Below are 20,309 nucleotides of genomic sequence, written 5' to 3' on the forward strand. Positions count from 1 at the left end.
ACGCCACTGTTTCTGGCACGCCGGTTGCAATTAAGAAAGCAGTGGAATGCGCTTTCGAGGTAAGGATGAAACGACACTATATTTTTGCCAGCCATGGCACCTTTGCTAACGGTTTGCTGAACTCCGTGGAGCTGATCCTCGGTAAGCAGCCGGATATTTATACTCTCTGCGCCTACGTCGAAGAGGAGGCCGATCTGACGCAGCAGGTGGAGACGCTGCTGGCGCGTTTCCCCACCCAGGATGAGCTGATTGTCATTACGGATATTTTCGCCGGTAGCGTCAATAATGAGTTTGTGCGTTTTTTATCGCGCCCTAATTTTCATTTATTGTCCGGTTTAAACCTGCCGCTGATTATTGATTTACTTATTTCCGCAGGCGAAGAAAATACCGAGAAATTAATTTCTGAAGCATTAACAAGCGCCAAAGAGAGCATTCAGTACTGCAATCAGACGATTGCCAGTGCGATGACTATTGATAAAGACTTCTGAAATGAGGGAACACCATGATTACGCTATTAAGGGTTGACCATCGATTACTTCACGGCCAGGTGGCCTTTTCCTGGACCCAGTATGTCGGCGCCGATTGCATTTTAATCGCCAACGATAATGTCCCTGAAGATGAGCTGCGGAAAACCACAATTAAGCTCGCTAAACCGCCTTCGGTAAAACTGGTGATTAAAAATATTAACGACGCTATCGAATCGATAAAAAGCGGCGTGACGGATAAATATCATCTTTTTATCGTCGTGGAATCGGTCAATGACGCCTGGCGGATTGCCAGCGCCGTCGAGGGGATAAAAAGTATTAATCTCGGCGGAATAAAAGCCAAAGCGGGCAGTAAAAATATTTCTAAGGCGATTAATTTACTGCCGGAAGAAATTGAACAACTGCAGCAGCTGGTCGGGAAAGGCGTCGAAGTTGAGATCCGCCAGGTCCCTAACGATCGCAAACAGCTTTTTGCGCAATGCGTTTAACTCCGCGGAGGACAGATTATGGTAGAGGCTCTCTTACTGGGTCTGGTGGCGTTTATCGCGCAATCGGAATATGCCCTGGGGACGTCGCTGATTTCGCGGCCAATCGTCACCGGGCTGCTGACCGGGCTGGTGCTGGGGGATGTCCAGACCGGCGTCATCATGGGCGCGACGCTCGAGCTGGCGTTTATCGGCTCTTTCTCCGTCGGCGCATCGATCCCGCCTGATGTGGTAACCGGCGGTATTCTCGGCGTGGCGTTCGCCATTACCTCCGGCGCGGGAACGGAAACGGCGCTGCTGCTTGGCCTGCCCATCGCTACCCTGACGCTGATCCTGAAAAACGTCTATCTGGGGATGTTTATCCCGATGCTCAGCCAGAAGGCTGACGGCTACGCGGAGCGGGCGGATACGGGCGGCATTGAGCGCATGCATCTGATTGCCGGCTTCGGGCTGTCGCTGATGCTCGCCACGGTGGTGACTATCTCATTCCTGGTCGGCAGCAATGCGGTGAAATCCCTGCTCGATACCATCCCGGAATTTATCAAACACGGGCTCAGCGTCGCTACCGGCATTATTCCGGCACTCGGCTTCGCAATGCTCGCCAGGCTGCTGATTAATAAAAAAGTCGCGCCGTACTTTTTCCTCGGCTTTGTGCTGATGGCCTACCTGAAAATCCCGGTGACCGGCATCGCTATTCTCGGCGCTATCGTGGCGGTGGTGATGGTTAACGTCACCGCGCTGAGCTCACCTCGTACGACGACAGAACAAGGAGTCAGCGATGACGACGAAGATGATTTCTGAAGAAACTCTGCAACCGCAGGCGCAGGAAGAGGCCCGTATCACGCCGCGCGATCTACGCCGGGTATTCTGGCGCTCCTTCCAGATGGAGTTTTCGTGGAACTATGAGCGGCAGATGAATCTCGCCTTTGTTTACGCGCTGATTCCGGTGCTGAAAAAGCTCTATCCGCGCAAAGAGGAGCTGGCCGGGGCGTTGAAACGGCATCTGGTGTTCTTCAATACCACGCCGCATATCGTCACCCTGCTGCTGGGGATCACCACGGCGATGGAGGAGAAGAATAGCCAGCAGAAGAACATGGACGCCAACGCGATTGATAACGTCAAAGCGTCGCTGATGGGGCCACTGGCCGGGCTGGGGGACTCCTTTTTCTGGGGCACGCTGCGCCTGATCGCTACCGGCATCGGCACCAGCCTGGCGTTAAAGGGCAACATTCTCGGTCCCATTCTGTTTCTGCTGGTGTTCAACGTGCCGCACATCCTGGTGCGCTGGTTCTTTACCCGCTGGGGCTATGTGCTGGGTACCGGGGTACTGCAGCGGATCCAGAAGAGCGGAATGATGGAGAGCCTGACCTACGGCGCGTCGATTATCGGCCTGATGGTGGTCGGGGCGATGACCGCCTCAATGATTGATATCACCATCCCCCTCTCATTCGGCGCCGGAGAGGCGAAAACCCAGGTGCAGGACATTATCAACGACATCCTGCCCTGCATGCTGCCGCTGGTGAGTTTTGGCATCGTTTACTGGCTGCTGGGGCGCAAGGTTAAACCGCTTTCTATTATCGGCGGAATGGCGCTGGTGGGCATTCTGGGGTCGTGGATAGGTTTATTTTAACGGGAGTCGAAAATGGTACCAACGATGATGACCTATATCAGCGAAGAATCGGCCTGTCTGACGCAGATCCTGCGCGACTACCGGCAAAAGCTGGCGGCGATTGAGACCTTTGCCCGCCAGCACCCGGTGCGCCGCATTCTGCTGTTGGCGACCGGCTCGTCGCTGAACGCCGCCCTGTGCGCGCGCTATTTCTTTGAGCAGCGCTTCGGCGTCCTGGTTGAGATTAAAGAGCCGTACAACTTTACGCACTACGAGGCGGTCGATCCGCATACCGATCTGGTGGTGGCGATTTCGCAGAGCGGTAAAAGCGCCTCGACGCTGGCGGCGATGCGTAAGGTGCAGGCATTGAGCCTGCCGGTTTTTGCGCTGACCTCCGATCCGCAAAGCCCGATCGCCCGGGCCTGCGACGGGATACTGGATATCAATACCGGGATTGAGAGCGTGGGGTTTGTCACCCGCGGGTTTAGCGCGACGGTGCTGAATTTGCTGCTGATGGCGCTGATGATTGCCCGTGCCCAGGGGAAAGCCAGCGAGGCCGAGGAGCAGCGCTATCTTGCCGAACTGCAGCGGCTGGCGGCGGCGATCCCGGATGTCATTGACCGCACCTCGCGGTTTATCGACAGGCATGGCGAAGCGCTGCGGGGCGGCGAGCGCTTTGTCGCCACCGGCTATGGCGCGCTGGTGGGCGTCGCGAAGGAGTTCGAAACCAAATTTACCGAAACGGTACGCGTGCCTTCCAGCGGTTTTGAACTTGAGGCCTATATGCACGGCCCCTATCTGGAAGCCAATGCCCGCCATGTGATGCTGTTTATTGAAGATGCGCCGGATGCGCGGAGCCGGGCGCTGCGGGATTATATGGCGCCGTCCATTGCCCGCGCCTTTACGCTGACGCTGAGCGACGAAGAGGATGCGCAGACGCTGGCGCTAAGCTGCCCGTGTGAACATCACCTGGCGCCGCTGCTGCTGATTGTTCCCGTCCAGATGCTGGCCTGGCATACCGCCGGCCTGAAAGGTATCGATCTGGCTAAACGTATTTTTGACGATTTTGATCGCGTCTTAAAAAGTAAAATCTGATTATTCAGGAGAAAACTATGTTGGGTTTTAATCAGGACGAGTACCTGACCAGTGCTCGCGAGATCATCGCTGCGCGCAAACAGGCGGAAACCGTTGCCGATGATATTTATCAGAGCGGCTGTAGCGCCTTATTTTTCGCCTCGGTGGGCGGTTCTTTGGCGCCGATGATGGCAATAAATGAGTTTGCAAAAGAATTAACCAGCGTGCCGGTTTACCTTGAGCAGGCGGCGGAATTAATCCATCGCGGACATAAAAAATTAAATAAAGATGCGGTGGTGGTGACGTTATCCAAGTCCGGCGATACCAAAGAGTCGGTAGCCATTGCCGAATGGTGCAAAGCGCAGGGGATTCGCGTGGTGGCCATCACCCGTAACGCCGATTCGCCATTAGCCGAGGCGGCGAGCTGGCATATTCCGATGTGCCACAAGAACGGCGTGGAATATGAATATATGCTGCTCTACTGGTTATTCTTCCGCGTCATTTATCGTCACGGCGAATTTTCCGATTACGATCGTTTTGCCCGCCAGCTGGAGTTGCTGCCGGAGAATCTCCTGCAGGCCAAACGCCAGTTCGATCCGCAGGCGGATAAAATCGCCGCTCAGTATCACGGCTGCGACTATATGATGTGGATCGGCGGGGCGGAAATGTGGGGTGAGGTCTATCTGTTCTCAATGTGTATTCTCGAAGAGATGCAGTGGAAGCGGACCAAATCGGTGAGTTCAGCCGAGTTTTTCCACGGCACCCTGGAGCTGCTGGAAAAAGAGGTCCCGCTGTTCCTGGTCAAAGGCGAGGGTAAATGCCGGGCGCTGGATGAGCGCGTTGAACGCTTCGCTGAGAAGATCACCGACCATCTGGTGGTGATTGACCCGCGCGACTATCCGCTGAACGGCATTGATGAGGCTTTCCGCTGGATTATGGCGCCGTGCGTGGTTTCCACCCTGCTGGTGGACAGGCTGGCGGCCCATTTTGAACACCATACCGGGCATGACCTTAATATCCGCCGTTATTACCGTCAGTTTGATTACTAAGCTTTGCTGATGGCGGCCAGCCGGGCTGGCCGCTGCGCGATTCTCCGAGGCGCTTCCCATAAAATCATCGCCAAAACCAACGAAGTAAAAACCGATGGTAGAGTCCGGCTTTCCTTCTCTTTCAGGCAAGCGGACGGCCATGAAAAAACGGATGACCTCAACGCCGCACGATGCGGTCTTTAAGCGATTTCTTCGCCACCCGGAGACGGCGAATGATTTTCTCACGCTGCACCTGCCGGAAGCGATCCGCCAGCGGTGTGATTTTTCTACCCTACGGCTGGAGCCGGCGAGCTTTATTGATGAAGATCTGCGCGCCTGGTATTCGGACGTACTGTGGTCGGTACAAACCCCCTGCGGCCTGGGATATGTGTATGTGGTGATAGAGCACCAGAGTTCGCCGGATAACCATATGGCTTTTCGCCTGATGCGCTATGCGATTGCCGCGATGCAGCGGCACCTCGACGCCGGGCACAAAACGCTGCCGCTGGTAGTGCCGATGCTTTTTTATCACGGCGCGACCAGTCCTTATCCCTTTTCCCTGAACTGGCTGGACGAATTTGCCGACCCGCAGATGGCGAGGACGCTGTACGCCTGCCCGTTTCCGCTGGTTGACGTAACGGTGATGCCGGACGATGAAATCGTTCAGCACCGGCGGGTCGCTCTGCTGGAGCTGATGCAAAAGCATATTCGTCAGCGCGATCTCAGCGGGATTACGGAGTCGTTGGCGACCCTTGTGATGCTGGGATACACTAACCGCAGGCAGTTAAGAGTGCTGTTTCATTATATGCTGCAGTACGGCAATAGCGCCGATCCGAGCGTGTTTCTCCGCCGGTTGGCCCGCCGTCTGCCACACTATGAGGAGAGGTTGATGTCTATCGCTCAAAAGCTCAAGCAGGAAGGTCGGCAAGAGGGCAGGCAAGAAGGTCGCCAGGAGGGGAGGCAGGAAGGGATACAGGAAGGCCTGCAGGAAGGGAGCCGGCGGGAAGCGCTGCGCATTGCCGGCAGTATGCTGCAGAACGGTTTAGATACCGAGACGGTACAGCGGATTACCGGACTGTCGGCGGATGAGCTAAAGCCGCTGCATGGCTAATTTCCACCCACCGTCACCACGGCCCGGCGCAAAAAGCCGCCGGGCACGATGGCTTATCCTTCGCTTTTCACCACTTTGATTTCAACCATGCCGATGCCCAGCTGACGGGGAGAGTGGCCGAGAATATTGCCCTCGTTCGTGGACTGCGGGTCCGGCGGCGCAATCGTCAACGTACTGCTGCGCGACGGATTATCGAAATGCAGGGTAGTGGTGGTGACATCATTGGCCAGCGTTAGCGTTTGTTCGCTGTTGCCCACCCGTACCGGAATCGGCTTATTGGCATTCGGCCCGTAGGCTTTGGCGGTAATCACCAGATCGAATTTCTCCGGCAGCGGCTCTTTATATTCAATTTTCACTTCACTGCCGAGCTGGGCATTAGACCAGCGCCCCCAGGTTTCCGGTCGGGAGATGCCGCTGAACTGCTTCACCTCTTCCGGCGCGCCGGCGACGTTAAACAGGAAGCTGTCGGCTTTATAGCGAATATCGTTATCGACGATCTTCAGCGTATCGACGTTGCCTTTATAACGCTCCATGTCGATAAGGGTATCTTTGAACGCGGTTTTACCTTGCCACTGGGCTTTGTCGACGCGCTGGACTTTCTGTTCGCCCCCCAGCTGGCCCTGCGAGACGCACCAGTCGGTGGAGAGCGCCACTTCCGGCGACCACAGCTGACCCATCTTGTAGCAGCGGTCGACCCAGACGAAGTTATCGCGCGGCGCGAAATCGGCCAGTTGGAAACGCAGCGGCGCGGAGTATTCGCTTTCCGGCAGCGGCTCAACGCGCTTATCGGAGATACGCAGCAGCAGCGGCAGGCGGAAATGGCTGCCGGAGAAGGAGATCATATTCTTCTGTGAATCCACGGTGAAATTCTTCATCTCTTTGGGGAAATTCCACAGGCGGATGATATCCGGCTTCCACGCCAGCACCTTCTCTTTCATATTGAGGAACACGGCGGAGAGCGACTCGCCGGAAAGGCTGCTGCGGCCAAGGCCAATAAAGTTATCGCCGCCGAGGATATCGAGCACCGTCGCGCCGTTATCCATGGTATTACGCTTGATGGCCAGCGTATCCTGCTGGGGCTCATCGCCGCGCAGAACGAAAAACAGGTTGCTGCGATCCTGCTTATTCAGATAGTCCCAGGCGCTGTTTTTCATTGCCAGGTGATCGGATGACACCACGATGACCGTATTTTTGAACCACGGCGAAGCTTTAATCTTCTCGATTAACGCCGCGATATGCTCCTGACTACAGGAGACGGCGCTGAACGAAAGATTCTTTTTACCGTCCATATCGTAGCTTTTACGCTGGCAGGTGCGGGAGATAAAGCCATCCGGATGATGGGTATCGACCGTCAGCGCAAACAGCGAAAAGCGCTTTCCTGACTGCGAAAGCGCTTCGAATTTTTTCCAGGTTTCATCAAGAACCGTATCATCGTAGAACCCCCAGTCGTTACGATAGGTCGGATCGGCGACGGTGGTTTTTAGCTCTTCCGCGCCGTACAGATGATCGAAGCCGTGAGATTTAAGGAAAACGTCTTTTCCGGCGAAGCGCAGATTAGCGCCCTGCACAAAGTAGTTCTCGTAACCCGAGTTTTTCAGGATATCTCCAAGGCAGATATTCTGCGGGAAAAAGCTGGAAACCGAGGCCGAGGCGTTGCCTTCAAACGGCGCAAACAGCGGGATCCCGCACTGGGAGGCGACCATTCCGGCAATCGTGTAGTCGGTACCGGGGAGCTGGGCGGTGTTGCTGAAGTCCAGCCCCTCGCTTTTCAGTTTGCCGAGCTCTGGGGTCAGGTTCGGGAACGCATCGTTATCAAAATAAGTGCGCTCAAGGCTTTCGCCGTAAATGTACACCAGGTTCAGTTTCGGGTTGGCGATGCTTTTTGACGGCTCTTTGTAGTAAGCCGCAAAGTCAGGATCGCCATCGCGGGACTGGGATTTAACCAACTCGCTAATCTGGCGGAAGGCGGGGCTGGCATCCACTGACGCCAGCGCCAGAACCAGCGCCACCAGGCTGTAACCAAAGTGATGAGGATGATGCCGGCGACGGCGGAGCACCCAGCCGAGTGCGCCAAATACCGCGACCAGCGCGACGACCAGCCCCACGCCCGGCAGAATATATTTGCCCACGCCGGCGCCCGTCAGGCTGTTGGTCAACGTATAAAGTACCGCGTCATTGATACCGTCGCCGGTGAAGTAATTGCTGGCGTAGAGGGTAATATTCAGAACAACGAACAGGCCCAGCACCGTGAGGGTGGCGGCGAACCACCAGGTATTACGACCGGCTTTTAATGCGTAAATCATCACCGAAGCAAGAAACAGGGCGATGGATAACAACTCTGACACAGCTCATCCTCATTCACGCCAGCTGTCGGCTGGCCAGATAGATCTTTTTTCACGCTACACTGTAATTGCAGCGCAATATTGCCGCAATTGTATCGTCATGAATTTGTGCTGTGGTTCAGAATTGGTTTAGAAATCGCCGTTTTTGAACTGCCTCACATCCAGTCAGCCAGGGGATTTGGGGGAAAGATGTTAAAAAACAGACGTTGCCGCCGCGCAGGCCAGGGTAACGCGCCAAACGCGGCATTAAGAGGATAAAATCAGGAGAGGAAGCTCACGCCCTGTTTTAAGACCAGATCGCAGGCTTTGGTTTTCACTTTTTCCGCCAGCGGGCTGCTGCCAAGGGTGTTCAGATTCAGCTGCTGGCCGTCTTTACTGGTCAGCAAGCCCTGAAGGCCCTCAAGATAGTTGGTGTCCTCTTTTTGTTTTTCCGGCGTGCTGAGACCCAGCTTATCCAGAACCTGATTTTTAACGTTTTCGGTATTGGTAACCGAAGCCAGCTTCTGTTTCGCGCAGTAAGACATAATCCCGGCGGCATTATTCATGCTGCTGGAAGTCAACGACTGGCTGCCGCCGTTGAGCAAACCGGTCAGCGAAGAGAGGGACATACCGCCGCTTTGCTGGCTTCCGCTCTGACTGCTGAGCTGGTTAGCGGCGCTGGAGAGCGAATCCTGCCAGGAGGTGGCGTGCGCGCCAAAGGTCAATAAAGCGCCGGCCACCATTGCCGTGCGGAACAACGTTTTTGCAGATTTCATAGACGTACTCTTCGCCGTGACTGAATAATCCCCTGATTATAACGCCGGCGGGGTTCAGAAATATCTTAATACTCTTTTCCGGTTACGCGATCGCGGTAGCTGTCCCAGTTGAAGTTAACCCACAGGCTATTGCCCAGCCGCATCCGGTCCATCACGCGCTCGCCGAGCAGCTTGTTCATCTCGTCCATGGTGCTGTTGGTTAGCATACCGGTAGGGCGCTTTGACGAAGAGCGGCGATCGACGATCTGGTTAATAATCACCTTTTCGTAGCGTGATTCCGTTTGCATGCCGATTTCGTCAATCACCAGCAGGTCCACCTTGCTCAGGTCGGTGAGCAGCTGCTCTTCGCTGGTTTCCCGGTTGCCAAAGGTATCTTTCATCGCTGACATGATATCGGCGACGGTGATAATCAACACCGACTTACCCCGAAGCAGCAGTTCGTTGCAGATAGCGGCGGCGAGATGGTTTTTTCCGGTACCCGGTTTGCCGGAGAAGATAAAGCTGGCAATATTGCCGTCGAACTCCTCGACGTACTGGCGCGCTCGGGACAGCGCAATCATCTGGCCTTCACACTCCACCCGGTAGTTATCCAGCGAGCAGTTTTGATGCAGCGGGCGGATGCCGGAGCGGTTAAAGGTTCGCTGCATTTTCATGGCCCGGTTTTCGCGTTCCAGCGCCTCAGAACGCAGCTTGCCCTGTTCTTTTTGCCATGCCAGCAGCTCCTCACCTGTCTTAAACGCGGGTTCGACATGGGCTGGCATCATCTTTTGCAGGCGCTTCATTAAATCGCCGACATTTTTCATGCTCATCCTCGGAATCCTCGTGGAATGTGATTATCAGGTTCGCTAATCGCGTTGACGTCCCGGCGCGGCTGGCCGCCGTTGCTGGCCCGGCCAATCTGTACGCTGCGCGCCAGCTTCTGCTGCCACTGGACATGATGAAAGACTTTACCTTCAGCCTGCCAGTAAGCGACAAATGCCGCCAGCTCTTCCGGCGTAACGGGCTGGCTCAGGGCGATGCCCCACAGCGCGGCCAGGCGCTGAAAATCCGCATCCGGCTGCCAGTCGGTGTACATCGGAAATTTCCCCATCGGAACCGCAACCGGGGTCGCCGTCGGCTCGTCAAAAAACTGCGCGTCCAGCGCAATATCGCTGTTAGGACGCGCGAGTTTTGCTTCCAGCTCCAGCAGCTGCGCCAGACGCTCCGGCGTCAGCGCATAGAATGCGGGGGCGTTGTTGGCAAATACGGCGACGGCGCCGCTGGCCGATTTTGCCAGTACCGCAGCGTGATCCTGCATGAAGTCATCCAGACCGCTAAAATCGGTAGTTAATATTCGTGAAGACATAAATCAATCTCAACTCTGAACAACTAAAAAGAGAGGGGTAGCTGCACACATAGTAGCATAGAGGTCGCTCAGGAAGGAGCGCCGCGGGCGACCCGGCGGCGCGATTAGCTAGACGCGCGGACGCTTGCGATACAGCCAAAGCCCGGGGATAGACAAGCCAATGGATAATGCGCCAACGATCGATGAAGCCTTAAGGAAGTTGCTCAGCAGCATAATCATCATCTCTTCCGAGTAGCCGAAATGGCTGATTTTCACCGCTGAAATCATCGCGGTATAGGCGGAGATGCCTGGGAACATCGGGATCACCGCCGCTACGGTAAAAATCTTCGGGTGCGCCAGATACCAGCGGGACCACTGGATACCGATGCTGCCAACCAGCAGTGCCGCCATAAACGTCGCCCACTCAATATTAAAGCCCGCCGTCATCATGACCATGCGCGAGCCGTGGCCGATAGCGCCCAGCAGCGCGCACCAGCGCAGCGCCCGCTGCGGGACGTTGAACACCATGGCGAACCCGACGGCGGGAATGGCTGCCAGCATCATATCCAGCGCCAGTTCGTAGAGATAGAAAATTATGCCCATCCGCGTAGCCCCCACATCGTCATCGCCATCACCACGCCGATACAGGTGGCGAGCGTCAGCAGGCTGGCAATGGCCCAGCGCGCCAGACCGGTGTTGATATGCCCCTTAAACATGTCGGCAACGGCGTTGATCAGCGGAAAACCGGGTACCAGCAGCAGCACGCTGGCGGCCATCGCGATCGTCGGCGTGCTGGCGAAAGCCGGCAGGCGCAGCATCAGCCCGGAGATAGTCGTTGCGACGAAGGCGGTGAGGCAAAAGTTGATTTGCGGATGCATTGAACGATGGGTGAGTACCTGGCGAATATACATGGCTACCGTACTGGCGCAGAAGGTGACCAGCGCACCGTCCCAGCCGCCGTTGTTAAGTTTGCAAAAGCAGGCGCAGGAGAGGCCGACCATGAAAACCAGCAGCCAGCGCGGATAGCGCAGCGGCTTGATTTGCGCGAATCGTTTTTCGACATCCTTATAATCCAGCAGCTTATGCTCTGCCATAATCACAATATGCTGAACCTCCGTGACGACGTGCATGTTGATGCCGCGATCGGTGTTTTTTCGCGTTGAGGTCAGACACTCCCCATCCTTAATGGTGGTGAGAACAATCGCATTCGAAGAGATGGCGCTTTCCACGCTATCCATCCCTAAGGCCAGACCCAGACGGGTTGAGAGCTCCTCAACCAGCGCGCTTTCCGCGCCGTGTTGTAATAAGAAAAGACCACATTGAATACACAATCGCGTGATAGCGCGCTGAGTTGCCCGATCTGCTTGCATAAATACCTGCTGTCCGTGATGCCCGTTGCCGTAGTGTCTGGCGTTACTTTTACCTGAAGTCTTGTTTTAGCTGAGCGGTCAGGATCAAACAATGTGTAAAAAACCACCCGCTCTACGGGAACCCTGAAATTTGAACTCTGCCACACTTCCGCAAGATTGGTGAAAAGTCCAATTTTTGCACCCGTTTCTCCCTTCTTTTTCCCATCAGAGTTATCAAAAATGCAAATTCAAACTTTTAATAAACAAAAAACAAACAAATAATTAACCATGCTGAGGCGATGCGATGAAAACACAGGTGGCGATTATCGGAGCGGGCCCGTCGGGACTCCTGCTGGGGCAGTTATTACATCACGCCGGGATTCAGACCGTCATCCTTGAGCGACAGACGCCTGAGTATGTGCTGGGGAGGATCCGTGCGGGAATTCTGGAAAGCGGAACGGTAGAACTGCTGCGCGAAGCCGGGGCGGCCCGGCGAATGGATGCGGAAGGGCTGATCCATCACGGCGTCGAATTTTTGTTTGAGGGCAAGCGCGTACCGGTTCCGCTGACGGAACTGACGGCAGGCAAAAGCGTGATGGTGTATGGCCAGACCGAAGTGACGCGGGATTTGATGGCGGCGCGGGAGGCATGCGGGGCAGCGACGATTTATGGCGTCAGCGATGTCACCATTAATGAGGCAAAAAGCGATCGACCGTCGGTCTCTTTTATCAGCAATGGCGAAAACTGCCGCCTTGAGTGCGACTTTATTGCCGGCTGCGACGGCTTTCACGGCGTGTCCCGTCAGAGCATCCCGGCAGGGGTGCTGAAAGAGTACGAGAGCGTCTGGCCGTTTGGCTGGCTCGGGCTGCTGGCCGATACGCCACCGGTGAACCCGGAGCTGATTTACGCCCACCACGAGCGGGGGTTTGTGCTCTGTAGTCAGCGCTCACTAACTCGAAGCCGCTATTATCTGCAGGTACCGCTTAGCGAAAAGGTGGAGGAGTGGTCTGATGAACGCTTCTGGACTGAGCTCAAGCGGCGTCTCCCTGATGAGCTGACCAATAAGTTAGTAACCGGTCACTCACTTGAGAAGAGTATCGCGCCGCTGCGCAGCTATGTAGTGGAGCCGATGCAGTACGGGAGGCTATTTCTGCTGGGAGATGCGGCGCATATCGTACCGCCTACCGGGGCGAAGGGGCTGAATCTCGCGGCGTCCGATGTGAACTATCTTTGGCGGATCCTGCGTGAGTATTATCACCATGGCCGTATTGACCTCTTAGCAAGCTACTCGCGTTTGGCGCTGGATCGGGTGTGGAAAGGTGAGCGATTCAGCTGGTTTATGACGCGTCTGCTGCATGATTTTCCGCAACAAAGCGAGTTCGACAGAAAAATGCAGGCGGCGGATCGTCGCTACTATCTTGAATCACGCGCCGGGTTAACCACTATCGCTGAAAACTATGTGGGTCTGCCGATGGAACGCGTGGCGTAATAGAAAAGGCTCTGGAGTCGTGATGCAGGCAGCGAGTACCATTCCCGTTTTCAAACTGTATGGCGAAGATCAGGGCTGGCCAACGCCCGATCTTCTGCACTGTGAGTCCATACTCCAGCGCAGCCATCTTTATGAATGGCATATCCGCGTGCATCAGCACGCAGAGCTGGTGCAGCTACTGTATCTGCATAAAGGGCGGGCGGAGATTGAAATCGAAGGCGCGACGACCGTGATGACGGAGTCCTGTATTCAGGTGGTTCCGGCGCTATGTATTCATGGATTTCGCTTTTCGCCGGGTACGGAGGGCTACGTTTTGTCGCTGGCGCTGCCGCTGCTCGGAAGCCTTGAAAATCAGTTTGGCAGTCAGCTGGATGTGCTCGGCCACCCGCGTTGCGTGCCGGTGAAGAGCTCCCGGGGCCATATCCGGGCGCTGTTTACCGCTTTGCAAGAGGAGTACCGCGAAGATTACGATGCGCGCGAAATGATGCTTCATTCACTGCTGGGAGCGCTGTTGGTCTGGCTGAATCGGCAATATCAACCGCAGCTCATAACGGAGGACAAAGCGGAACGTAAGCGGAGCGTCATGCGTCATTTCTCGCGCCTTATCGAAAGCCACTATCGTGAACATATGCCATTAGCCGGGTATGCCAGGGAGGTGGGGGTGTCTGCGACTCATTTGAATTATTTGTGTCATGAATTTTATGGCTGCAGCGCACTGGGAGTTTTACATCAAAGGTTGATGCTTGAGGCGCGTCGCAACCTGCAGTACACCAGCATGACTATCGCTCAACTTTCTGATTACTTAGGGTTTACTGATGCGGCCTATTTTTCTCGCTTCTTTCGCCGCTATAGCGGTGAATCACCAAAAGTATTTAGGAAAAAAATAAAATAAATAAATCTTTATTTAATATATCTTAAGTTAGCGTATCTAACGACGATGTTAACCATTTCTAATTTATTGATGACAACTACCTGTGTTAATGTTAATCATTGGTATGGATAACAGCAATATGTTACTCCTCATTATTAAGTTGGCTTTAGGGTGCGATATCGCGCACCCGCCAGGGATGATAAAGATTCATTTGGGCAAAATAATTACGATGACTATTAAATTATGCATCCAATTGTTTTTCCGCCGGCGGTGAGTCTTCGACAGGAAGCGGAGGGTTTATGTTACCAGGACAAGGTAAGTTCGGCATTATTATCAGCAGAATACCGGTTATGCAGTCCGGCTTAAAAGCCATCGTTGGGGAGCATCTCCCTGATTATGAATTGAGTTTTTGTCGTTCTCAGGATGAGCTAACCCTGCTGCAGCTGCGTCGTGCAGTGTTAGTCATTGCTGACTTGTCCGGTGAAATAGAGCATCCAAGAAATATTTGCGAACATTACTACTCTTTAATGACTCAATACAGGGATATACACTGGGTCTTTATGGTAGGTAACGCCTGTTTTCCGTTAGCTGTTCAATTATTAATGCGTCCTGAAAGTACATTAATTTCGGACAGCGAGCCGGTAAAACGTCTCATTGAGGTTGTGCGCGCGGGTGGACTTGCCGCTGAACGAATTAGCCAGACGTTGTTCTCTCCTGAGGTAGAACGCATCGATGAAGAACCGCAAAAGCTGGTTATTCTGACTCTTTCTGAGCGTAAGGTGTTGAGGCTTCTTGCAAAAGGATGGGGAATTAATCAAATTGCTGCTTTATTGAAGAAGAGCAATAAAACCATAAGTGCGCAGAAAAATAGTGCTATGCGCCGCTTATCTTTGCGTAGTAATGCAGAGATGTATGCCTGGATTAATAGTGCACAGGGAATGAAGGAGCTGAATATTTATTCAGCCTATGGAGATCAAACAGAATGGAAAAAGACCTCACAACAAGATATGTCGCTATCGTAGAGAAATGTGCGATGACAGAAGTGGCGCTTCGCCACATATTAATTAATGAAAGTGGTAAGAATTATCGTATTCAGTTCTTTAAAGATACGATGGCATTAAAACGGGAGTTTCAGGCGAGAGATTTTTCTGCGATTATTTTTTCACTTTCAGGTAACCGCAGATCCCGACTTGAAAGCTTGCTCTTTCTCCATGAGATCGCGCGTTATTGTCCCGACACGCAAAGAATTATCTTAGCTAATGATGAAGCGGAAATGCGTTTGGTCAGCCATCTGACGCCTTCTCGCTTACACGGTATTTTGAATAAATCGGCCTGTCGGCTACAGCTGCAGGAGTGCTTGCTTCAGCTTCTCGATCGTAGCTATCCGGCGAATGAGAGCTCGTTAAGCCAAAAGCAGAGTATCTATAGCCAACTTTTGAGCCCAACGGAACATACCATCCTGCGATATATGTCTTATGGCTACTCGTTGCCGGAAATAGCGACGCAGCTGGAACGCAATATCAAAACGATCCGGGCCCATAAGTTTAACGCCATGACCAAGCTCGGCGTCAGTTCTGATATGGGACTACTGAGCGCGGCAGACATACTCATGCGCCTGTCGGCGAATAATGATGATGCCACGGTGATGCGCCTTGCTCAGTAACCTCAGCGGTCTGTTAAAGACACACGTCAATCCACTTAGCATCAGTCAGCTGCGCCAACCGTTCAGGTGAAATACGAACGGCGCTATATATTGAACCTGCTGCTGGCAGCACTTCCGGGTACTGCCTCAGTGAGATATCGCAGTACACAGCCAGCGGAACTTCCAGGCCAAATGGGCAGACGCCGCCAATGGGGTGTCCCGTTAGCGTAATGACCTCATCGCTGCTTAGCATACGGGCTTTAGCGCCAAAGGCTTCCTTTAGCTTTTTATTATCCAGGCGCGCATCGCCTTTCGCGACAACGAGAACAACCCTTTCTTTTATTTTTAAAGACAGGGTCTTGGCGATTTGCCCGGGTTCAACGTTATGCGCCGCTGCGGCTAACGCTACCGTGGCCGTGCTCTGAGTAAGTTCGATGATTTCGATATCGGGGGCGTGGTCAGTAAAAAACTGCCGCACGGACTGCAGACTCATTGGAATCTCCTGATTAAGGCTTGTTAAAAATCTGTCACAAGCTTCGCAAAGTGTAAATATCCATGGTAGAGAATCAAGATTCTTTTTAATTTCTGGATCTCCTTCACATTCACCGCAACCGGTTACTGTAACCGGTTGCGGTTATTCACAGAGACAGGAATACTGACAAGGTAACTTCCCTGCGTCACCTATAACAAAGAGCCGAAGATGAATCGAACCTGGTTGAGCAGTCGGGCCAGCAGGCTATCCGATTGGGTAACCCTCTCGCCGAAGCGGGTTCATCATAACGGCAAGATAATCGTTGTTGGGCCTGTTCATCTAGCCTGTCAGGAGGGCTGCTATGTCTGCTAACCATGCTGCATTTAATCTGATATTTCGCTTCGTAGAAAATTACATCAGCCCTGTCGCTGGACGCATCTCGTCTCAGCGCCACGTTATGGCAATCCGCGACGGTTTTATCTCCGCCATGCCGTTTATGATTGTCGGCTCTTTTCTGCTGGTATTTGCGTATCCGCCGTTTTCACCGGATACCACATGGGGATTTGCCCGCGCCTGGCTGGATCTGGCAAAAGAGTTTGAAGGGCGAATTCTGACGCCGTTCGATATGACGATGGGCATTATGTCGATCTACATTTGTGCCGCGATCGCCTATAACCTCGGCAAGCATTACGAAAAAACCAATCAGCTCGACCCCTTTATGTGCGCCATGCTGTCGATCATGGCCTTCCTGCTGGTGGCGGCGCCAAAAACGAACGGCAACCTGCCGGTAGATAGCCTGGGAGGAACGGGCATATTTACGGCGATTCTGGTGGCGGTCTACTGCGTTGAAATGATGCGCTTCCTGAAGGCGCATAATATCGGTATTCGCCTGCCGGATCAGGTGCCGCCGATGATCAAAAACTCGTTTGATCTGTTGATCCCGGTACTGGTTGTCGTCCTGACGCTCTATCCCCTGAGCCTGCTTATTCAGCATCATTTCGATATGCTGATCCCTCAGGCGATTATGGCTATCTTTAAGCCGCTGGTTTCCGCAGCGGACTCCTTACCCGCAATTTTGTTGGCGGTTCTGGTGGGCCACCTGCTGTGGTTTGCGGGGATCCACGGTGCGGCCATTGTTTCCGGCATGCTGCAAATGTTCTGGCTCACTAACCTCGGCATGAACCAGCAGGCCCTGGCTCAGGGGGCTCCGCTGCCGCATATCTTTATGGAAGCGTTCTGGACATTCTTTATTGTGATTGGCGGTTCAGGGGCGACGATGGGGCTGGTATTCTGCTATCTGCGCAGCCGCTCCGCGCATCTGCGTTCGATTGGCCGTCTGAGCGTGGTGCCAAGCCTGTTTAACATCAACGAGCCGGTTATTTTTGGCACCCCTATCGTGATGAACCCGGTGTTCTTTATTCCCTTCCTGCTGGCGCCGATGGTTAACGCCGTACTGGCCTGGGCGGCAATGAAGCTGGATCTTATCGGCCGGGTGATTTCGGTTGTTCCGTGGACTGCTCCGGCGCCGATTGGCGGCGCGTGGGCGCTGGGGTGGGATTTCCGGGCGGCGATTCTGGTGGTCGTCCTGGCCTGCGTTTCGGCGATTATCTACTTCCCGTTCTTCAAGGTGTACGAGAAACAGCTGCTCGCGCAGGAGGCCGAAGAGGCGCAGCGCATGGCGGAAGAGAGTCAGCAAACGGCATAAAAACAAACGGGCGGCTGAATAGCCGCCCGTTTGTTTTCACCATCGATTATTTCAGCGTACAGTCCCCGCACTGCTGTACGTCCGGCAGGCGATAGCGCTGGCAGCAGGTGCGGCGCACGAGCTGCCCTTCACGTAAAACCACCGTACGCCACAGCGGGTTATCCTCACCGCCTGATAGCTGTTTGTTGAAGAAGAAGAGCTGACGCAGCGCGGCCACTTTTTCATCTCCGACCAGGGTTCTCATTTCCCCGAGATACCAGTTAATCAAATAACCCGTATTGCTCCAGATAAGTTTGCCATTGATATCGCCAGTGGCTTCAAGCGCCTGCACCACGGGTTGCAAAGCGGTGGTGACCAGCTTTTCCATCCGGGACTGCGCGGATTCTGCCGAGGAAGTACCTGCTGAATGGATATCAATCCAGAAACAGGCGGCACGGCCTGTTTCATGAAACTCGACGCGAAAATGCTCCGGCGCCAGGCTAACGGCGCGTTCTTCACTCAACAGCGCCAGCATTAAAGGGGGCACCAGTAAACCGATGTACCATTGTGCCCAGAGGGATAGCAGCGGTTTTTGCTCACGGGCTTGCCCGGGCTGGTTGCGATAAATATGGTCAGAATACGTCGCGATTAACGAACTCAGCGTCGCGGGCTGCGACCACTCAGCCAGGGTGAGGGCATGATGAGGGGCTTCTTCATTCAGACGGATAAAATCCAGCAAATGCGGACGTAACGCGGTAATTTTGTCCCGTATTGCGTTCGCCAGTTCACGCTCAGCCGAAGGGAGCGGAGCCCGCCAGATGATCTCATTGTTGAATGCGAGTGAACGGTAAGCCATCGGGTGCCAGATACAAATCTAAATGATAATGATTTCTGATACTAATGCCGCAGCACCGGCTTGGCAAGAGATTTGTCCGCGCGGCGACGCCTGCCGCGCGGTAAAGGCCTAGCTGGTGAGAATAATGTTACGTCCCATATTTTTGGCTTCGTAGAGCGCGTTGTCCGCCCGTTTCAGCGCGCTGTCGATATCCGCATCCATCAGCGGCGTCATGCCGATACTGATGGTCACGTTGGTCGCGACGCTTTCATTAAACATATGCGGGATTTTCAGATCGTAGACCCGCTGGCGGATGCGCTCTGCGGCCTGAAGGGCGTTTTCCGCACTGCTGCTGGTCAACAGCACCATAAACTCCTCGCCGCCAAAGCGGGCAACGATGTCGCGCGAGCGCACGGCGTTACGAATGGCGGCGGAGACCTGAATCAAAGCCTGGTCGCCCATCATATGCCCGTAGTGGTCGTTGTAGGCTTTGAAATGATCAATGTCCAGTAGCAGAACGTAATGCCCGGCGCCGTCGAGAGAAAGAATGGTGTCCAGCCGGTTTTGTAAGCCCCGGCGATTATACAAACCGGTAAGCGGATCCAACATACTGAGATCGTTAAGGGTATTGCGCTCCTTCAGCAGCTTATCCATGAGCCCCTGCGTGAATACATCGCTGCGTTTCTGAATAAGGCTTTGCAGGGTGATACCGGCAATAGGCAACAGAAAGCACCAGGACATGCGCAGCCATTGTTCTCCTCCGCCAAGAATCAGGCAGATAAGGTATGTGGGTAAAGAGTGCAAAGTAAAGCCAATGATATTGCTGGAAAAAGCAATGGTGCCAATAAATAACACGCTTAATAAGGCGATCACCAGGTAGTTAAAATGCGGCGGCCCCATCACCATTGCTTTTAGCGCAACGTGCCACGCCCAAAGCAGGCCAAATAGCAGAGAAATAACCGGAATATTTATTTTGTGCTGAGAGAATTTACAGTGCCATAGCAGCAGGACCGTGCTGCAGGCAACTATCAGAAAACAGGGTAATGTAAAAGTGATGACGGTAAAGAGCGGGCTGACAAGGGATAAGACGGATGAAACTAAATTAAGCAGTAAAAATAGCCGTAAGGAATACTGATATTTCTGTTCGTAATGGGAGCGCCAGGATTGTGCAGTCATGTCGGAGTTGTCATTATTAATCGTTAAAATTCAATGTGATGTTAGTTTGAAGTGAATAATAAAAAACAGTGCGCAAAATAAGGTTTTTACGAAATAATCAGATAATTTAATATATTATTTTTTTGCCGCTTAATTTATCACCTTCATGAATGTATGTCATTACCACAAACGTAAAGAATAAGGACGCGCTATTTTCCCGGGATGACAAATGATAAAAATTATCATATGATATTGGTTATCATTATCGTTGTGAGAGGCGAAAACATGTTGCAGCGAACTTTAGGGAGTGGGTGGGGCGTGTTGATCCCTGGCGTACTGATTGCCGTCCTCGGGTTTGCCGATTTGTCGGTAGATGCCTGGCGCGGATTGGTGACGCTGGGAATGCTCATGTCAGCGGTGATGATTTGGCACCGTCAGCTAAGGCACTTTGTTCTGCTGCCATCATGCGTGGCGCTGGTCAGTGGGATGATGCTGGTAATAATGAATTTGAAGCTGATGGGATAAAACGGAAGGGTAAGAATATTGGTGCGAGGGGGGGGACTTGAACCCCCACGTCCGTAAGGACACTAACACCTGAA

The 20,309-nt window shown here is 53.6% G+C and carries 22 protein-coding genes; 13 read left to right on the forward strand and 9 right to left on the reverse strand.

Annotated features, from left to right (window positions below; genetic code table 11):
* Nucleotides 1–65 precede the first annotated feature (65 nt).
* The 7 genes from ABLU87_RS02825 (at nucleotide 66) to ABLU87_RS02855 (ending at nucleotide 5,792) form a co-directional block, all read left to right on the forward strand.
* Nucleotides 66–488, forward strand: a complete 423-nt coding sequence (locus ABLU87_RS02825) for a PTS sugar transporter subunit IIA (protein WP_025106882.1) — start codon at nucleotides 66–68, stop codon at nucleotides 486–488.
* Nucleotides 489–502: 14 nt separating this feature from the next.
* The gene (locus ABLU87_RS02830) at nucleotides 503–973 is read left to right on the forward strand and encodes a PTS sugar transporter subunit IIB (RefSeq protein WP_014837345.1); all 471 of its coding nucleotides are present in this window, start codon (nucleotides 503–505) and stop codon (nucleotides 971–973) included.
* Nucleotides 974–991: 18 nt separating this feature from the next.
* On the forward strand, nucleotides 992–1,771 hold the full coding sequence (locus ABLU87_RS02835) for a PTS mannose/fructose/sorbose/N-acetylgalactosamine transporter subunit IIC (RefSeq protein ID WP_025106880.1): 780 nt from the start codon (nucleotides 992–994) through the stop codon (nucleotides 1,769–1,771).
* Nucleotides 1,749–2,600, forward strand: a complete 852-nt coding sequence (locus ABLU87_RS02840; RefSeq protein ID WP_014227807.1) for a PTS system mannose/fructose/sorbose family transporter subunit IID — start codon at nucleotides 1,749–1,751, stop codon at nucleotides 2,598–2,600. Before ABLU87_RS02835 ends, ABLU87_RS02840 begins: the two co-directional genes overlap by 23 nt.
* A gap of 12 nt (nucleotides 2,601–2,612) precedes the next feature.
* Complete coding sequence (locus tag ABLU87_RS02845) at nucleotides 2,613–3,674, forward strand: SIS domain-containing protein (RefSeq protein WP_049069993.1); 1,062 nt, start codon at nucleotides 2,613–2,615, stop codon at nucleotides 3,672–3,674.
* A 17-nt stretch (nucleotides 3,675–3,691) separates the two neighbouring features.
* Nucleotides 3,692–4,702 (forward strand): SIS domain-containing protein, encoded by a 1,011-nt coding sequence (locus ABLU87_RS02850; protein ID WP_183129343.1) that lies wholly within the window; start codon nucleotides 3,692–3,694, stop codon nucleotides 4,700–4,702.
* Nucleotides 4,703–4,841: 139 nt separating this feature from the next.
* Nucleotides 4,842–5,792: an Rpn family recombination-promoting nuclease/putative transposase gene (locus ABLU87_RS02855; RefSeq protein WP_025106877.1), complete on the forward strand. Its 951-nt coding sequence runs from the start codon at nucleotides 4,842–4,844 to the stop codon at nucleotides 5,790–5,792.
* A gap of 53 nt (nucleotides 5,793–5,845) precedes the next feature.
* Here the strand turns inward: ABLU87_RS02855 and opgB are convergent, their stop codons facing one another.
* The 6 genes from opgB to ABLU87_RS02885 all read right to left on the reverse strand — a co-directional run bounded on the left by opgB (nucleotide 5,846) and on the right by ABLU87_RS02885 (nucleotide 11,583).
* Nucleotides 5,846–8,137 (reverse strand): phosphatidylglycerol--membrane-oligosaccharide glycerophosphotransferase, encoded by a 2,292-nt coding sequence (gene opgB, locus ABLU87_RS02860; RefSeq protein WP_049102741.1) that lies wholly within the window; start codon nucleotides 8,135–8,137, stop codon nucleotides 5,846–5,848.
* A gap of 257 nt (nucleotides 8,138–8,394) precedes the next feature.
* Nucleotides 8,395–8,889 carry a DUF2501 domain-containing protein gene (locus ABLU87_RS02865; RefSeq protein ID WP_116280471.1) on the reverse strand — a complete coding sequence of 165 codons (495 nt, stop codon included), beginning with the start codon at nucleotides 8,887–8,889 and terminating at the stop codon, nucleotides 8,395–8,397.
* 65 nt (nucleotides 8,890–8,954) lie between these two features.
* A complete protein-coding gene (gene dnaC, locus ABLU87_RS02870; protein WP_014227813.1) occupies nucleotides 8,955–9,692 on the reverse strand; it encodes a DNA replication protein DnaC in 738 nt (245 codons plus the stop codon).
* A gap of 2 nt (nucleotides 9,693–9,694) precedes the next feature.
* Nucleotides 9,695–10,234 (reverse strand): primosomal protein DnaT, encoded by a 540-nt coding sequence (dnaT, locus tag ABLU87_RS02875; RefSeq protein WP_122117898.1) that lies wholly within the window; start codon nucleotides 10,232–10,234, stop codon nucleotides 9,695–9,697.
* Between the two features lie 108 nt (nucleotides 10,235–10,342).
* Complete coding sequence (locus ABLU87_RS02880) at nucleotides 10,343–10,816, reverse strand: threonine/serine exporter (protein WP_004098364.1); 474 nt, start codon at nucleotides 10,814–10,816, stop codon at nucleotides 10,343–10,345.
* Nucleotides 10,807–11,583, reverse strand: coding sequence for a threonine/serine exporter ThrE family protein (locus tag ABLU87_RS02885; protein WP_025106875.1), 777 nt, complete (start codon nucleotides 11,581–11,583; stop codon nucleotides 10,807–10,809). Before ABLU87_RS02885 ends, ABLU87_RS02880 begins: the two co-directional genes overlap by 10 nt.
* Nucleotides 11,584–11,866: 283 nt before the next feature.
* On the opposite strand from ABLU87_RS02885, the gene pobA reads away from it, so the two are divergent.
* The 4 genes from pobA to bglJ all read left to right on the forward strand — a co-directional run bounded on the left by pobA (nucleotide 11,867) and on the right by bglJ (nucleotide 15,585).
* Nucleotides 11,867–13,051 carry a 4-hydroxybenzoate 3-monooxygenase gene (pobA, locus tag ABLU87_RS02890; protein ID WP_032747826.1) on the forward strand — a complete coding sequence of 395 codons (1,185 nt, stop codon included), beginning with the start codon at nucleotides 11,867–11,869 and terminating at the stop codon, nucleotides 13,049–13,051.
* 22 nt (nucleotides 13,052–13,073) lie between these two features.
* Nucleotides 13,074–13,943 carry a helix-turn-helix domain-containing protein gene (locus ABLU87_RS02895; protein WP_014227817.1) on the forward strand — a complete coding sequence of 290 codons (870 nt, stop codon included), beginning with the start codon at nucleotides 13,074–13,076 and terminating at the stop codon, nucleotides 13,941–13,943.
* 278 nt (nucleotides 13,944–14,221) lie between these two features.
* On the forward strand, nucleotides 14,222–14,944 hold the full coding sequence (locus ABLU87_RS02900; protein WP_014227819.1) for a LuxR C-terminal-related transcriptional regulator: 723 nt from the start codon (nucleotides 14,222–14,224) through the stop codon (nucleotides 14,942–14,944).
* Complete coding sequence (gene bglJ, locus ABLU87_RS02905) at nucleotides 14,905–15,585, forward strand: DNA-binding transcriptional activator BglJ (protein ID WP_025106872.1); 681 nt, start codon at nucleotides 14,905–14,907, stop codon at nucleotides 15,583–15,585. The genes ABLU87_RS02900 and bglJ overlap by 40 nt, the downstream gene beginning before the upstream one ends.
* 13 nt (nucleotides 15,586–15,598) lie before the next feature.
* Here the strand turns inward: bglJ and ABLU87_RS02910 are convergent, their stop codons facing one another.
* Nucleotides 15,599–16,057 (reverse strand): YbaK/EbsC family protein, encoded by a 459-nt coding sequence (locus ABLU87_RS02910; RefSeq protein WP_014227821.1) that lies wholly within the window; start codon nucleotides 16,055–16,057, stop codon nucleotides 15,599–15,601.
* A gap of 340 nt (nucleotides 16,058–16,397) precedes the next feature.
* Between ABLU87_RS02910 and ABLU87_RS02915 the strand changes: the two genes are divergently transcribed.
* Nucleotides 16,398–17,741, forward strand: coding sequence for a PTS sugar transporter subunit IIC (locus ABLU87_RS02915; protein ID WP_025106871.1), 1,344 nt, complete (start codon nucleotides 16,398–16,400; stop codon nucleotides 17,739–17,741).
* A 46-nt stretch (nucleotides 17,742–17,787) separates the two neighbouring features.
* On the opposite strand, the gene fhuF is transcribed toward ABLU87_RS02915, so the two are convergent.
* Complete coding sequence (gene fhuF, locus ABLU87_RS02920; RefSeq protein WP_025106870.1) at nucleotides 17,788–18,576, reverse strand: siderophore-iron reductase FhuF; 789 nt, start codon at nucleotides 18,574–18,576, stop codon at nucleotides 17,788–17,790.
* Between the two features lie 108 nt (nucleotides 18,577–18,684).
* The gene (locus tag ABLU87_RS02925) at nucleotides 18,685–19,731 is read right to left on the reverse strand and encodes a GGDEF domain-containing protein (RefSeq protein WP_014227824.1); all 1,047 of its coding nucleotides are present in this window, start codon (nucleotides 19,729–19,731) and stop codon (nucleotides 18,685–18,687) included.
* A gap of 264 nt (nucleotides 19,732–19,995) precedes the next feature.
* Between ABLU87_RS02925 and ABLU87_RS02930 the strand changes: the two genes are divergently transcribed.
* Nucleotides 19,996–20,235, forward strand: a complete 240-nt coding sequence (locus tag ABLU87_RS02930) for a DUF1435 domain-containing protein (RefSeq protein WP_014227825.1) — start codon at nucleotides 19,996–19,998, stop codon at nucleotides 20,233–20,235.
* The last annotated feature ends 74 nt before the right edge of the window (nucleotides 20,236–20,309 follow it).

The sequence above is a fragment of the Klebsiella sp. CB_Kp196 genome (assembly GCF_040061575.1).
Taxonomy (GTDB): Bacteria; Pseudomonadota; Gammaproteobacteria; order Enterobacterales; family Enterobacteriaceae; genus Klebsiella; species Klebsiella michiganensis.